Here is a 15,013-nt window from a genome sequence, read left to right on the forward strand (position 1 = left end):
GACTGACAAGACGTAGCGAGCAGTCGTCGGGTGGGTGTGGACGGCGCGCAGGAACCAGAGCGCACGTGGTACATGCCGTACCGGGCACCGGCCGCGCCCGCCTGGCGGCTGCACAGTCGTTTTGCTGGATGCTCTAAGCCGTTGGCGAATGCCTTCACGTCTTGCAGGGCGCGTGGGTCGCGTGGCGAGGCGTCTGTGGACGAGGCGCCGGCTGCCTTCACATAACGGTTCCGTTCGCTTCATCGGGCGCTTGCAGCGCTCCCGTTAGCATCGCGGTTTCTTTCATTGTGATCGGCTGCGTTGCACCACCGGCGTGGCCGACAGGAGACTTGCATGCGCGCAGCCATCCACACCCAGTTCGGCGACCCGGCCAAGGTGCTCGAACTTGGCGAACGTCCCACACCGCAACCCGGCAAGGGTCAGGTCCGCATCGCGATGCGGCGTTCGCCCATCCATAACCATGACCTGTGGACGGTGCGCGGCAACTACGGCTACAAGCCCACATTGCCGGCGATCGGCGGCAGCGAAGGGTCGGGCGTGATCGATGCGCTGGGCGAAGGCGTCCAGGGTCTGCAGGTCGGCCAGCGTGTGGCTGCTGCCGGCGTGCACGAGAGCTGGGCCGAGTACTTTCTGGCCGAGGCAACCGGTGTCGTTCCGCTGCCCGATGCACTGGACGACGACCGCGGCTGCCAGCTCATCGCCATGCCGTTGAGTGCATTGATGCTGATCGAATTCCTGCAGGTCAACAAGGGCGATTGGATCGTGCAGAACACGGCCAACGGCGCGGTAGGCAAGACCGTCGCCATGCTGGCGGCGGCACGCGGCATCAACGTGATCAATCTGGTGCGTCGCGATGCCGGCGTGGACGAACTCAAGGCATTGGGCATCGGCAATGCGGTGTCGACCGCGCAAGACGGTTGGCAAGCCAACGTGCGCGCGCTGGCCGGCGATGCGCCGATCGTGCGCGCGGTCGACTCGGTCGCCGGCAAGGCGTCAGGCGAGCTGATGGGGCTGCTTGCCGAGGGCGGCGAGTTGATCTCGTTCGGCTCGATGACCGGCGACCCGCTGGAGATTGCCAGTGGCGATGTGATCTTCAAGCAGGCGACCGTGCGCGGCTTCTGGGGCAGCAAGGTCATGGCCGCCACCAAGTCCGAGGACAAGCGCCGCATGATCGGCGAGCTGTTGAAGGCCGCGCTCGACGGCAGCCTGGCACTGCCGGTGGAAGAGGTGTTCGATCTGGCCGATGCCGCCAAGGCGGCGGCCGCCAGTGCCGAGGCCGGACGCAGCGGCAAGATCCTGTTGCGCGCCGGCTGAGCGCTGCACGCAGGAGTCTGATTGGCTCGCCTTGGCGCTTCCTTCTCCCGCTCGCGGGGGAAGGTGCCCGAAGGGCGGATGGGGGCAAACGCAGTGAGAGTTGGTCAACGTCTGCGGGCGCCCAGTCAGGCGCTCACGTGCGCGCAGCGCCACGCCAACGCCACGCTTGGCTCAACCAGCGATGGCCTGCCCCGCACCCCATCGCCACTCGCATGTCACGCGGTCTCCGTCCCACCAGTCAATCTGTTCACCGCCAATGCAGGAGCGCGCCGTAGCGTGCCTGGCCGTGCGGGTAACGCCTCATCGCGCCCAGGTGCGCTCCTACGCAGGGGTGTTGGCGCGCGCAGCAGGCAGACGCGGCGATCAGTGCACGGCCTTAACCAAGCGAACGCAACCGCAGGCATGGCCTCACGCCGGCTCGTCGGGCACCAGTTCCATTTCCAATCGCGTAATGCAGTCCTTGAGGTGCAGCTTGCGCTTCTTCAACCGCTTCATCTGCAGCTCGTCGTCCAGGTTCGCGGGCACGCGCTGAATCTCCTCGTCCAACGCGCGGTGGGCGCGTCGCAACTCGGCGATCTGCTCGACGATCTCGGCGGTTGACAGGGTTTCCACCCTCCGAGCATACACAACCCCGGGCTGCGCGCGTCACCCACGCTTGCCAAGCGGCCCGGGGCTGCCACAATGCCCGCGCGCCGCGGGGAAACGGCGGCGCGCCCCGTCCATCATTGCCGCGCGGCTACGGCCGTCGAGAAAGGAGTCTTTCGATGCGTCTGCATTCTTCCCTGCTGGCCCTGGGCCTGTTCACCGCCGCCAACCTGGCCAGCGCCGCCGATGTCGCCAAGTACGACGGCTTTTTGTGCTGCAACCTGCGCACCGACGGTAGCTGGATCAGCGACAGCAACTACGCCGAAGATGGCAAGCGCATGCTCCCGGTCGGCACCCCGGTCAGCGTCACCGGCTTCGGCCGTAACCGCGTCAACCTCAAGATCGCCGGCGAAAAGCAGTCCATCGGCAACGATTACAGCCGCGACCTGGACAACACCACCTTCGCCGCCCGCTATGTGGTCACCGCCGACCCCAAGCTCAAGCTCGCCACCTTTCCGCCCAAGATTCGCCAGGCCATCGCCGATGGCAAGCTCACCGGCGGCATGACCCGCGAACAGGTGCTGATGGCGGTCGGCTATCCGATCAGCAGCGAAAACCCCAACCTGGACGCCTCGCTGTGGCGCTACTGGCGCGACAGCTTCTCCGAGTACCAGGTGCAGTTCGGCCCCAGCGGCAAGCTGGTCAAGGTGACCGCCGATCCGCAGGTGATGAATTTGATCTGGGTACATTGAATGGTCTAAATTTTTGTTGCACTCTGCATGAAAATTTATAGAACCTATAGTTTAAACTAAAAAAAGAGGCTTGATGCAGATGGCAGATACTGACTTTTTGGATAGAGAAATCAGAACAACGGCAGTAGACTTCTCTTTCGGAGAGCTGCTCAATCTGCATAATACTAAAGAAATAGTTATTCGCCCAGAATATCAGCGATTGTTCCGTTGGACGATTGAGCAGCGTTCTCGTCTTATAGAATCGATAGTGCTAGGGCTGCCCATTCCTCCGATCTTCTTAATAGAGGGTCAGTCTGGGATTCTTGAGTTGATTGATGGACTGCAGAGAACAAGTTCCGTCCTGCAGTTTTTGGATCACGCCGCTATTAACGAGCCAGAACTTAGGCTTGCAGGTTGCGACATAGTTAATGAGCTTAATTCAAAGGTATTCTCGGATCTGCCATTAACTGTGCGGTTGAAGATAAAAAGGTCTCCAATTAGGGCGACAATCATTAATAAGTCGGGCGACGCTTTTGTAAAATATGAAATGTTCAAACGACTTAATACCGGCGGCTCTTTGCTATCGTCTCAGGAGATTCGGAATTGTAGCTCCCGCATGGTCGAGGGCGGAGATCTATTTTATGATGCTATACAAGAGATGGCCAAGTACCCATCTTTTGTGAAAACCATACAGCGTCTTCCTGACACTTTTAGAGAGAAGCGCGCTGATGAGGAGCTTGTCCTTAGGTTCTTCGCCGTTACGCTATTCCGCGACCACTACCATGGAAACATTGAGGAGTGGCTCGATTCGATTATGGAATCGATATTGTTCAGAAAAGTCAAATTCGATCTGCCAAATCAAAAGTCCTCGTTTGAGAAAGTGTTCGATCTTATCGCAGAGAAGCTTGGAGATAGCGCATTTACGAGATTCACAGAAGACGGTTTGCCAACTGGCCGGCTTGCTCCCGCTTATTATGAAGCGACTGCCTGTACTTTCTCGGATTGTTACAGTGCAATTAAACCCATGAGTGGAGGAGAGGTTAAGAAAAGGCTGATTGCTGCATATACAGATCAACTATTCCTGGACTCAACTGGCCCTGGCGCTAACACGATTCCAAAACTGGAGCAGAGAATTAGGGTGGTTTCTAAACACTTTCTCGATCAATGAGCGTTTTAAGCGCGCTCACTAATGATCTAGACTGGCGAGAGACTGAGATTGCGTCTATGCGAATCCTTCTCTCGTCGGGATCAGCGACGCCATCGCAGCAAACCATTCTACTGAGAGCGGCTTGGGCATTGCTTTACGCTCACTACGAGGGATTTTGTAAGAACGCATTAGTTATATTTTTTGACGCAGCATGCAAATCAGGGGTGCTGGGTGAAAATCTTCCAAAACCTACGAGGTTATTTGCATTAGCTTCTACACTTAGAAAGCTAAGAAGTCTGCCTGATCACAAAGTTCTGGAAGAGCTAGAAAATTTTGTCCCTTTATACCTCAGAAAAACACCTGTTTTTCCGGATGTAGACACCAAGTCGAATTTATGGCCAAATGTGTTAATAGAGTTAATGGAATCTGCAGACCTATGTGCCGACAAAGTTATAGAAAATAGATCCAAGCTTCATACTCTTGTGGCTAGGCGAAACAAAATTGCCCACGGTGAGAATAGCATCATCCCGGAATTATCATATTATAAATCTTATGAGGATGCGGTTTACGAAGTTATCTACGACCTCGCTTATCAAATTGAAGCTAGATTGCAGGGAGCACCCTATGTTTCATTCATCTGAATTTATTGAAGTATGTAGCCTTATTAAAAGGTGCGCCTAAATAACAAAGTGGTTGTTGTCTTCGAGTTGACGAGATTGTCAATTTTTATAAATGCAGGATGGCTGGCAATTCAATTCATGGCCGATCGCATAATCACATCGACCGAGCTTGTGTTGATTGTGTTTGCATGGTCTCTTGCTGTTGAGTCTGCATGATCTCCTGTGCTTTTGTTTGCTGCATCACTTCCACTTGCGCGAGGCGCTGATCCGCAGGAACAGAAAGCGCTTCTTGTGTCGTCATGTGCGCTCGATGCGCGGCGGGATCGGGGGAGTGATGGCCTTCCCGCCAAATATGCATGATTTCTCCACCAGCAAGTTTTTCGGTTGGCGTATTGAACGCAAACTTCAGATCGTCTTTTGCTGTAAAGCCCTTTTCTGCGGCCATGAGCAGCAAGCTTGCGCTTAGCCGTTCGCTGCTCTCGTCCCACACCTTGCCGGCTTGTTGATCAAGGCTGCGAACACCACTACGGATTTTCTCCAGCAGCTCATTGTCTGGTTGCTCTTTCTTGCCGGGCGGCATGAGCCCCGGTAGCCGAGGATCGATGTCGGGAATCGGGCTGATGTGCTGGTGAGTGCCCTGCGTATGCTGCAACAGCCCGCGGGTTGGTGGATTTGTACTGGTGTCCCAATACACCTGTGGCGTGGCGGTGGTGCCTGGGGGCAGGGTGATGCCGTTGTGTTCCAATAGATCTTCTCTGAAGCGTAGGCGCTGCATATCAAGCTGCATCTGCGGGGCAATTCCGCCGACCGGATGTGCATACGCCCTGTCGAACGCAATGGCACGGCTGACAGCACCGGCTCCGTAATAGTTGGGGTAGTCCGAGTCACCGTGGAATCCGATGCCTGTTGTTTGGCGTGTCGAAAGTCCCGGCGCGCCTTGGGGCGGTTTGTCGAAGTAGTAAGTTGCCTGCGCAGAAATATTCTGCGGCGTCATGGGAAGCGAACCGTCTTGGTTGAACGTGATTCCCGGCCGTGCCTGGGTCTGCTTTGCGTTGGTCGGACTAGCCTCGATAAAGTCATCCAGGCGAGCGTTTCCGAGGTTTCTCATTGTGTTCAGATCGACAGCCGGATTGGTTTGCCGTTCCCGGTCAATCAAGGCATTCCATCCTGCAATCTGAGCTTTAGCCTCATCTTCCCTGGCGCTGTTGATCAGGTTTTCAACTGGAGACGTGTAATCGTTGACTGGATTGTTGTCTTTCGCAATCGTTGTCACCGCTGCATCGAATTTTCTGTACGAGGAGGCCATGCTCACTTGATTGAAAGCATGTTGTGTCTCATGGCCTAGAACAAATGTTAGGTCATTGGCATTTAGCTGATTAAATTGCCCTTTGGACTTCCCAACCGTGATTGGTGGAATGCTCATGGTCTTGTTTGTTGGATTGAAGGTTCCGCCTGCCACAGTGCCGCTGAGAGGTGAAAAATTCTCAAGCAAAATCGGGCTTTTCGGGTCCTTGCTGTCAATGGCGGTCGTGACGGCGCGCTTCATCTCGCTGGCCAACGTCGGCGAACTATTGATCGTCGCCTGCAGATTGGTAACCATATCTTGCGTTACAGGCTGGCTTTGCTGGTTTGCATCCATGTACAAACTATTTGCAAAACGCATACCCATCTCTTGCAGCCGGAGCGAACCACGCAAGTTCGTTGTCGGCGCAGATCCTGGCTCAAAAGCCGGTAGGGTGACAATTCCGGATGCCTTGTCGTAGGAGCCTGTTAACGGTTCGGAGCCGCCAACGCCTGGCACAAATGCTTTCAGATGACCGCTGGCTGCTTCCTGATTGAGTCTCTGTGTGAGGTCCGGATCAGAAGCAATAGTCGCGCGTAACTGCGATTCTTGGTCGGGACTGACATCTGACCGACCCGCGAATTGCGTCAAGATGGACTGCAACTGAGTGTTGGCGTTTGCCATTATCGTTAATCCTCAAACTTGTACAGACGTATCGACCTGACGCAGTTCTCTCCTGATTTTCTGTTAGGGTCTACGGAGACAGGGTGCCACGGATTGATCTGGGCGCGTATGTTGTCGCGTAAATATTGAAAAGAAATGACCCGTCCAAACTCATTATAAGACCAGTATCCCATTTCAGTTTTGAATCCTGCGTCCTTCAAGGCCTGGTCGTATTTCTCAAAGACGAGCTCGCAAGGGGGGACGGTTGAAGCGGGGATACTACTCGGCGGGATAAGTTCCAAGGTGACATTGGAGTACCTTGGAAATTTCTCGTCGAAGTTGTAAGTGGTGGCATATGTTGAATAAGGGGATGGTTGATCAAGCATATGGAATCCAGAGTTTTCACCTGAATTTTTGGTGAAGGGCACCTCTAGATACCTTTCAAGAACCAACGGCGACAGCTCGTCGAAATCTTTGACGTCTCTTATCAAGGAGAGCAAGCGGTCCACCAGGACTTGGGGGAGGAGCTCAGTGCGCGTTGTCATCTTTGTTCCTTGAGGTTCTTCAGTCGTCGGTCTGGCAGTTGCACACGACGTTGCCAAGCAGATGAGTGCGATGCCTAACAATGGATTTGCTTTGGATTTCACTGCGCATGCTCCCTTCGTTTGCCAAGTGTATTGCTGGAATTCTGGTGCCTGCCAGTGTTCGGTAAATTTGCTTTCTCTGTCACAAGAGTTATAGCTTGTAAAAGCAGGAAAAAGTAACCGAGATAACGGTGTAGCGATTGCTGTTGCTTGCGTCACAGGCATGCTATGACGAAGGACATCACTCTGTCATGTCGCCAGGCACTGTGGTCTGCAGCAGTACATTGCTCAATTGCTCAGCCACCATGTCGAAGCAAAACGCCAACGCATCCATTTGTATGGAAGGCCCATTGCTGCCTGAGGTATTCGACATGCAGCGAGGACGCGCCAGCGCGGCCAGAAAGCGTAGATGATCACGCGTCTGCAGTAATCGAAGCTGCGCATCTTCCGGCAGCAGGTAATACCCGAACAGAGACTGCTCCATGCTCGACTCTCCGGAGAGGCTCCCGCCGCACGATGCGGCGGGATGCCGGGAGGTTAGCAACCGCAGATAGCCGGCGGGCTTATTTCCCTTGCGGGTGTTGTATTCGCCGCCCTCCCGACGCGGAAACGCCGAGTATGTGCCCAGACATTCAGGCACAAAAAACCACCGCTTTACGGGGGTGGGCACCGCTATCTGTGGAGTTGCTACGCTCCGTGCAAGAGTGTGCTACCGATGCATGCGGGCAGTCAAGACGCAGGCCTGGAATTCTCGCGCTCCATGGGTCATCAATGGCATGCCTCAAAAGTTTATGTCACGAATTGCATAAATTCCGGATCTCCGGAAAGCAGCGAGAATTAATATCTCAGTCAGGTCGTCGATGAGTATCGATGGCGCAAAAAATAGGTCGCTAAAGCTACCGTCTGTAGTTGACTTTATGGCCGCGACTTAGTTGGGGCACCATACAAGCCGAGGCGGTAAACTTCTTCACCCGCCCACAAAGCGTCGCGGAGCGAATCAACTATGCAGCGAAATCTGGACCTGTATCCCAAAGACGACAACGGCGACACGCTCTGGCATATCGCACAGCAAGGTGTCGACCTTTCAAAGCCGCGGGAAATCGCTTTTTCAGCGGTCTTCCCCAGCAAGGAATCGGCGCTTGAGTTCTCGGTGAAGATGCTTCGCTTCGAGCAGAAAGTTCGCTGCTGTCATTACCCGGAAAATACGGCGTTTCCCATGGATGTGACGGTCTATCCGACCATGGCGCCGTCGTACAAGGCGATTTCGGCATTCGAGGACGACTTGGCAACCGAGGCCAAGCCCTTGGGCGGCTTGAACGATGGATGGGAACTTTCTGTGGACGCGAACGACGCCTGAGGCGCTCGGCCGGCTCGAGGACTGCACGGCGTGCAGATTCCCCATGGGCGCTTTTGCATCAGCGCGCCGACTGCGGCACACGTCGTAGCTGTGAGACGTCGTAGCCCATTGCGGCAATGCGTTGAACGGCCTGCTGATAGTCGGCATCGGAGACCTATGGGGTACGCGCCATGTACCAGACGTAATCGCGCTTGCTGCGCGCCACGATGGTCTGCGCATACTCCGCATCCCGCCAGGCGATCACGTACTCGGCCTTGAACGGCCAGAAGAACTGCATGCGCCAGAGCGCGCCATTGCCCTGCTTCGCCACCTGGCCGATCGGATGCATCGACTTGAGCGGCGCCTGGAAGCTGCCTTTGCGATACGTGAAGGTGGTCTGGATGCGACCATCCGGTCGCAGCGCGTAGCTCTCCACCGCGTCGTAGGCGTTGCGTTCCGGGCGGGTCGGAATATGCGCGATGACGTACCAGTCGCCCATGAAGCGCGGTACATCGACGCTATCTGCACGGGGCAGGGCGGCACGCGACTCGCTCCCACTCGCACTCCCATAGACCGCTAAGGTCAGCAACAACAGCATCGAACCACCTCGCATGGCAACCTCCACCTGAAGAATCCGTAGACAGGCCTACGGCATTGCAGTGCGTCCGGATGCGACCCCATGCGATGCAGTTCCGGACTGGGCGCACGCTGGCCCTCTCGCCAGTGGGACGACGGTAACGCTCGGTACGTCATGGCGGCGTTCAAGAGCCGCGCCGACGCCTTGCGCATGCCAGCAAACGCGCGCTCACCGCGCGGTGAGCGCCGGGTCGACGATCATCAGCCGCAAGGAGGCTCACGACGCGCCCTGGAAGCGCAGCGGTGACGGGACGTGTCGTTCAGCCACGGCGGTCGAGTCATGACGACTGGTTGGAGTCGCGGCAGCCGGTTACCCAACAGTACTCACCAAGGCGACACCGCATCTTCCCCATACGGATAAATCGTCGCGATCGTTCCATCTGCAGCATGCGCCAGCGGCGCCATCTTGATGCTGCGCAGATGCGTCTGACCGCCCGAGAGCACGCTGTCGTGATAGAACAGATACCACTGCTCCTGGAACAGACAGATGGAGTGATGCGTGGTCCAGCCGACCACCGGTGCGAGCAGCACGCCTCGATAGATAAACGGGCCGTAGGGTGAGTCGCTGGTGGCGTAGCAGATCTGGTGGGTGTCGCCGGTGGAATACGACAGGTAGTACCGGCCGGCGTGTTGGTGGACCCAGGGGCCTTCGAAGAAACGGCGGGCGTGGTCGTCTGCGCGCAGTGGGGTGCCGTGTTCGTCGAGGATGACGACTTCGCGGCTGGGTTCGGCCAGTTCGGTCATGTGCTCGTGCAGGCGCGCCACGCGTGGGCCGAGTGCGGGTGCGTCGCCCACCGGTTCCTGATGCGTTTGCGCATAGGCATTGTCGCGGTAGTGCTGCAGCTGGCCGCCCCAGATGCCGCCGAAGTAGAGGTAATGCGCGCCGTCGTCGGCGGCAAGCACGGCCGGGTCGATCGAGTACGTCCCGGCGATGGGCTGCGGCTCGGCGACGAACGGGCCTTCGGGGCGATCGCCCACCGCCACGCCGATCTGGAACATGCCATCGGCGCGTTTTGCGGGAAAGTACAGATAGGTCTTGCCGTTGCGTTGTGCCGCATCCGGTGCCCACATCTGCCGCTGCGCCCAGGGCACATCGCGCACGTGCAGCACTTGCCCGAGGTCTTCCACCGCTGCACCCGGGTGCGCCATGCGCAGCACGTGGTAGTCCGCCATGTCGAAATGCGAGCCGTCGTCGCTGAAGGCCACGCCGGCATCGAGGTCGTGCGAGGGATAGATATACAACGCACCGTCGAATACATGTGCGGACGGGTCGGCGGTGTAGAGATGGGTCACCAGCGGTGCGGAAATGGCGGTGCGCGCCAGCGCCTGCAGATTAGCGGCTTGCAGTTCATCGGACATGCGCGTACCTGTGCATGAAGTGGGAGGGGAGGTCAGACGGTGGCGAGCGGGACGGTGTGTCGGCGCACGCCCAGTTCGTGTTCGATGCGGGCTTCCAACGCTTTGTCGATCTCGTACAGCGCCAGCAGTGCGGTGCCGAGCAGGAACGGGAGCGAGGCGTATACGCTGATGGCCAGGCGGATGCCGTTGGTGACGGCCGCGCTTTGCTGCGGCAATGCTGCGTCATAGCCATACAACGCCAGGATGCCGGCGACCAATGCACCGCCTACGCTCAGGCCGATCTTCAGGCCGCACAACATCGCCGAGAAGATGATCGCGGTGGCGCGGCGGTGGTTCTTCCACTCCGAGTAATCGGCCACATCGGCGATCATCGCCCACAGCAACGGAATGGTGATGCCGTAGAAGTACCCATGCAGGACGTAGGAGGCGAACACCCAACCGATCGCATTGGGTGGGTACAGATAGAACGCCAGCAGGAACAGCGTGGAGATCAGCAGCGCGCCGCCGAACACATTGCGCTTGCCATGGCGGTCGGCCAGGCGTTTGGAAAAGCCGATGCCCACGATCATCGCCAGGATGCCGCCGGCGCTGAAGACGCTAAATGCGGAAGTCGGTGCATCTTGTGGCCACTGCAACGCGCTCATGCCGGCGCCAGTCAGTACGCTGTTGATGCCGGCGATGAAGCGGTTGAAGCCGGCGTGATCGAGAAACTGCGTCAACGCATTCGCGTCGAGGTAGTACTTGAAGTAGTAGATGTACATCCCACCCTTCATCGCCAGATTGATGAAGACCAGGATGGTGAGCGCCAGCATCACCAGCCAGGGTTTATTGCGGACCAGATCGGTCAGGTCCTGGCGCACGCTGTTGCGTTGTTCGCTGATCGGCAGCACCCGCTCGCGCGTGGTGAAAAAGGTGATCAAAAAGCACAGCGTGCCGATCGCAGCGAACAGCGCCATGGTGTTGCGAAAGCCCTGCGCCTTGTCGCCATTGCCCAGGATCAAGACCAACGGCAGCAATAGCACCTGGATGATGAACTGCGCAAAGGTCACCGCCAGGAAGCGATACGCCGACAAGCTGTTGCGCTGCTCCATGCTGCCGGTGAGCACGCCGCTCAAGGCCGAATACGGCAGGTTGTTGGCCACGTACACCAGCATCAGCAAGGTGTAGGTGGCAAACGCGTAGGCGATCTTGCCTTGCTCGCCGAGCGTGGGCGTATTGAAGGCGGCCAGCGACAGCGCCCCGAAGGGCAGCGCCGTCCACAGGATCCACGGGCGGAACTTGCCCCAGCGGGTGCGGGTGCGATCGGCCAGGATACCGATGACCGGCGTAAACACGAATGCGCCCAGCATGCCGACCACAAAGATCAGCGTCGCTGCCACGCTTGCAGGAATGCGGAACACATCGGTGTAGAAGAACGCCAGGAAAGTGACCAGCGTCTGGAAGATCAGATTGGCGGCCAGGTCGCCCAGGCTGTAGCCGATCTTTTCGCGCAAGGAGAGCTGCTGTGACCGATCGTTCATGAGGTGGGGCGGACTCGAAGGATGCTGCGGAAAACGCCGCGGCGCGCATTGCGCCACCGGTCGCCGCTGGGAGGAACGGCGACCGATGACGACAACACTCAAAAGGTACCGCGGATGCCGAGCATGACGGTGCGCCCGGGCTCATACAGGTCGTAGGTGGCGTTGGGCCAGGCGAAGGTCGTGCGCAACGGTTCGTTGGTGATATTGGTGACGTTGAGCGTGATCTGCGGCTTGGACGGCAGCCAATCCAGTGCGTAGCTCGCCGACATATCGAGCTGGCCGCGCGCGTCGGCATTGAGGCGGGCATAGGGAATGCCGTTCTGGTTGGCGCCGGAGATCACCATGTCGTCGTTCCAGGTGTAGGACAGGCGGATCGAAGCTGCATCCTTTTCCCAGTAGACGGTGCCGTTCCAGAGGTTGGGCGCGACACCGACGGCCACCGCCGGCACGCCTTCGCCTTCGGACTGCTGGTTGACGTGGGTGTAGTTGAGGCTGAAGCCCAGGCCATCGAACAGCTTGTCCAGCGGCTGGACCCAGATGGCCTCGGTGCCGCGGATATTGAGCACACCATCGGCATTGACCTGCGTCTGCACATCCACGGTGGCCGCATTGGGGCCGCCGCGCTGGGCCAGGCCGGCCTGCTGGATCGGCAACAGGGTGTCGTAGTTCACGCCCAGGTCGTTGAACGGGATGCGGCGTATGCCGTTGACGGTGAAGCCGGTGATGCGCTTGTTGAACAGGGTCAGGCCCACATAGCCTTCGCCGCCGGTGTACCACTCGCCGCCGAAGTCCACATTGGTCGACAGATACGGCTTGAGGTTCGGATTGCCCTGCGTGGCGGTCTGCGCGGAAGGGTCGCTGAAATTGGTGTTGGGCAGCATCGCGCTGGGATCGGGGCGGGTCAGCGTGCGCGAGCTGGACAGGCGCACGACCACCTTGTCGGCCACGTCCCACGCCACGTTGAACGAGGGCAGGGTTTCCTTGTAATCCGAATCCAGCACCTGCACGCTGCGGACACCGTTGATGGTGACCGGGCCGGTAATGGTCTGGTCGGTGGTCACATAGCGCACACCGGCGTTGAAGCGCATGGTGCGGTTCCAGACGTCGGCTTCGGCATTGGTCTCGATGTAGAAGCCCAGGTTTTTTTCGCGGATGCCGCCGGTCGAAGCGCCGGTGTTGGCCGAGTTGCTCTCCGGTGCGGCATCGCGCAGAGCGTAGTAGTTGGTGTCGGCCAGGAAGCGGGAGAAGTCGGCCGTGATGAAGCCGTCTGGGCCGGGTTTCAGATAACTGGCCAGGGCCGAGTTCGGGATTGCCGAGCCGGCGCCGCCATTGCACACGTTGCCGCCGTTGCCGCGGCACACCACCTGTTCCCAGGCGGTGCTGTTGTCGAAACCGCGGATGGTGCGCTCGGCCATGTCGTAGGACGCGCCGATCTTGACGTTGCGCTTGTCCTCGTCGAACTGCAGATCGGCGCGCGCGCCGCGCGTTTCGGTCTGGCGCTTTTCGTTCTGGATATTGACCCGGCCGCCCGTCCAGCCCCAGCCCAGATTGGGGTCGTTGAGATCGAGCGGGCTGGTGATGCTGGGGCGGTCGCCGCCTTCGTTGCGGTAATCCACGGTGGTGAACGGCGAGGTGACCAGGATGCTGGGCGATTCGCGCGCTAGCCAGCTACGGGTGGCATTGGCCTGCACATTGAGCTTGATGTCCTGCTCGGCGCCAAACAGCAGTTCCGCACCGGGATTGACGCTCCAGAACTTGACGTTTTCATGGTACGGGCGCGCTTCCAAGAAATATTGCGCATTGGCGAAGGTGGCGCTGGTCACCACGTTGTTCTGATCCACCTGCATGCCGAGCGGGATCATGTTGCCGTTGCGGCCGATCAGATTCATGCTGATCCGCTCGGTGGTGCGCTCGGCTTCGGAGTACAGCGTGTCCAGGTAAAAATGCATGTTGTCGGACGGGCGCCATTCCAGCGACATCACCGACGCATCGCGGTCGCGATCACCACTCATGTAGACGCGGCGGCCCAGACGCGGGATCAGCGCATCGCTGATCTGGTCGATGTTCAGGCCCGGGTTGCGCGCCAGCAGCCAGGCGGCGTCGATGGTTTCGCCGGTGGTGAGGCCGCTGCCGGCAGTGGCGGGCACCGTGTCGGGAATGCGCCAGTTGCCGCCGCCATTGACGTTGCACGCCGCCGGTTGGTTGGCGGCTGGCGTGCCTGCCGGCGGCGCGAGGCCGCACTGGGTGTAGGTGAGGCCGGGGTTGGTCCAGCCCACGCTTTCGAAACCGCGCACGCCGAGTTTGCTGCGCACCGACGCCACGCCGAACAATGCGCCGAAGGTGCCGGCTTCATTGGTCCAGCTGCCCATGAAGGCGCCGCGTGGGGTGGTTTTTTCGCTGGTGCTGTTCCAGTCGGCCTGCGCCTGATAGGTGAAGTGCACACCGGGGCGATCGAACGGGCGCGCGCTGCGCATGTCCACGACGCCGGAAACGCCACCTTCGAGCATGCTCGCAGTGGGTGTCTTGCTCACCGTGAGCTGGGTGAAGAATTCGGTGGGGAACAGATTCAGATCGACTTCACGGTTCTGGTTCTGCGCATTCAGGCCGATCGAGGCGGTGGCGATGCTGGCGCCGTTGAGCGTGGTCTTGGTGAAGCTGGTGCCCAGGCCGCGGATGGCGATATTGAGACCTTCGCCATTGACGTCGCGCGCCAGCTGCACGCCGGGAATGCGGTTGAGCGACTCGGCGATATTCATGTCCGGAAACTTGCCGATGTCTTCGGCAAACACCGTGTCGGCAAAGCCGACCGAATCGCGCTTGGCGTCGGTGGAGAACTGGATGCTGCGTCGGTAGCCGGACACGGTGACGGTATCCAGCTGGGTCACCGCATCATTATTGCCGGCAGTGGTGGGTGGGGTTTGCGCCGTGCCCTGGGCATCGGCGGACTGTGCCCAGGCGGCAGTGCCGGACATGCCCAGCAGGATGGATCCCAACGCGCAGGACAACGCGGTTCGTGCGTAGCTGTTCTTCACCGTAATCCCTTCCCTAACAGGTAGCAGATGTCCCACGCATCGCCCCTGCGCAGGGAGTGTCGCTGCCGCTGCGCGGCGATGGTGCGATGGGGGAGACGGACGATCAGTGCATTTGATGTTAGCGCTAACAAATTCGGAACATCACGCTGCAGGGCAGCATAGAAGCGTGGACGTGTCGGCAAGCCGCCGGCCAACCCACGCCGT

At 58.9% G+C, this 15,013-nt stretch carries 12 protein-coding genes, 1 other RNA gene and 1 pseudogene; 5 read left to right on the forward strand and 9 right to left on the reverse strand.

Features of this window, described 5'->3' with window-relative positions:
• Window positions 1–74: non-coding RNA, sX9 sRNA (locus tag FLG15_RS20975), on the reverse strand.
• Between the two features lie 259 nt (window positions 75–333).
• Between FLG15_RS20975 and FLG15_RS20980 the strand changes: the two genes are divergently transcribed.
• On the forward strand, window positions 334–1,314 hold the full coding sequence (locus tag FLG15_RS20980; RefSeq protein WP_150147295.1) for a zinc-binding dehydrogenase: 981 nt from the start codon (window positions 334–336) through the stop codon (window positions 1,312–1,314).
• A 408-nt stretch (window positions 1,315–1,722) separates the two neighbouring features.
• Here the strand turns inward: FLG15_RS20980 and FLG15_RS20985 are convergent, their stop codons facing one another.
• Complete coding sequence (locus FLG15_RS20985) at window positions 1,723–1,926, reverse strand: YdcH family protein (protein WP_019300484.1); 204 nt, start codon at window positions 1,924–1,926, stop codon at window positions 1,723–1,725.
• A 152-nt stretch (window positions 1,927–2,078) separates the two neighbouring features.
• On the opposite strand from FLG15_RS20985, the gene FLG15_RS20990 reads away from it, so the two are divergent.
• The 3 genes from FLG15_RS20990 to FLG15_RS21000 all read left to right on the forward strand — a co-directional run bounded on the left by FLG15_RS20990 (window position 2,079) and on the right by FLG15_RS21000 (window position 4,418).
• Window positions 2,079–2,651, forward strand: a complete 573-nt coding sequence (locus tag FLG15_RS20990; protein ID WP_057678857.1) for a hypothetical protein — start codon at window positions 2,079–2,081, stop codon at window positions 2,649–2,651.
• Window positions 2,652–2,724: 73 nt separating this feature from the next.
• Window positions 2,725–3,798 carry a DUF262 domain-containing protein gene (locus tag FLG15_RS23645; RefSeq protein ID WP_240476557.1) on the forward strand — a complete coding sequence of 358 codons (1,074 nt, stop codon included), beginning with the start codon at window positions 2,725–2,727 and terminating at the stop codon, window positions 3,796–3,798.
• Between the two features lie 56 nt (window positions 3,799–3,854).
• Window positions 3,855–4,418: an MAE_28990/MAE_18760 family HEPN-like nuclease gene (locus tag FLG15_RS21000; RefSeq protein ID WP_244665544.1), complete on the forward strand. Its 564-nt coding sequence runs from the start codon at window positions 3,855–3,857 to the stop codon at window positions 4,416–4,418.
• Window positions 4,419–4,551: 133 nt separating this feature from the next.
• Here FLG15_RS21000 and FLG15_RS23650 read toward each other — a convergent pair whose 3' ends face one another.
• From FLG15_RS23650 to FLG15_RS21020, 3 genes are all read right to left on the reverse strand, one after another.
• Window positions 4,552–6,363, reverse strand: coding sequence for an XVIPCD domain-containing protein (locus FLG15_RS23650; protein ID WP_244665543.1), 1,812 nt, complete (start codon window positions 6,361–6,363; stop codon window positions 4,552–4,554).
• 5 nt (window positions 6,364–6,368) lie between these two features.
• Window positions 6,369–6,989: a hypothetical protein gene (locus tag FLG15_RS21015; protein ID WP_342343704.1), complete on the reverse strand. Its 621-nt coding sequence runs from the start codon at window positions 6,987–6,989 to the stop codon at window positions 6,369–6,371.
• 178 nt (window positions 6,990–7,167) lie between these two features.
• Window positions 7,168–7,410 carry an XAC0095 family protein gene (locus FLG15_RS21020; RefSeq protein WP_057678619.1) on the reverse strand — a complete coding sequence of 81 codons (243 nt, stop codon included), beginning with the start codon at window positions 7,408–7,410 and terminating at the stop codon, window positions 7,168–7,170.
• 519 nt (window positions 7,411–7,929) lie between these two features.
• On the opposite strand from FLG15_RS21020, the gene FLG15_RS21025 reads away from it, so the two are divergent.
• Window positions 7,930–8,283: a ribonuclease E inhibitor RraB gene (locus FLG15_RS21025; RefSeq protein WP_150147301.1), complete on the forward strand. Its 354-nt coding sequence runs from the start codon at window positions 7,930–7,932 to the stop codon at window positions 8,281–8,283.
• A 58-nt stretch (window positions 8,284–8,341) separates the two neighbouring features.
• Here FLG15_RS21025 and FLG15_RS21030 read toward each other — a convergent pair.
• The 4 genes and pseudogenes from FLG15_RS21030 to FLG15_RS21045 all read right to left on the reverse strand — a co-directional run bounded on the left by FLG15_RS21030 (window position 8,342) and on the right by FLG15_RS21045 (window position 14,809).
• Window positions 8,342–8,875, reverse strand: a pseudogene (locus tag FLG15_RS21030) (lipocalin family protein).
• 347 nt (window positions 8,876–9,222) lie between these two features.
• On the reverse strand, window positions 9,223–10,257 hold the full coding sequence (locus FLG15_RS21035; RefSeq protein WP_022560408.1) for a glycoside hydrolase family 43 protein: 1,035 nt from the start codon (window positions 10,255–10,257) through the stop codon (window positions 9,223–9,225).
• Between the two features lie 32 nt (window positions 10,258–10,289).
• Window positions 10,290–11,777 (reverse strand): MFS transporter, encoded by a 1,488-nt coding sequence (locus FLG15_RS21040; RefSeq protein ID WP_022560407.1) that lies wholly within the window; start codon window positions 11,775–11,777, stop codon window positions 10,290–10,292.
• A 98-nt stretch (window positions 11,778–11,875) separates the two neighbouring features.
• Entirely contained in the window at window positions 11,876–14,809 is a 2,934-nt protein-coding gene (locus tag FLG15_RS21045) for a TonB-dependent receptor (RefSeq protein WP_150147304.1), read from the reverse strand.
• Window positions 14,810–15,013 lie beyond the last annotated feature (204 nt).

The organism is Xanthomonas phaseoli pv. dieffenbachiae, from assembly GCF_008639345.1.
Classification (GTDB): Bacteria; Pseudomonadota; Gammaproteobacteria; order Xanthomonadales; family Xanthomonadaceae; genus Xanthomonas; species Xanthomonas phaseoli.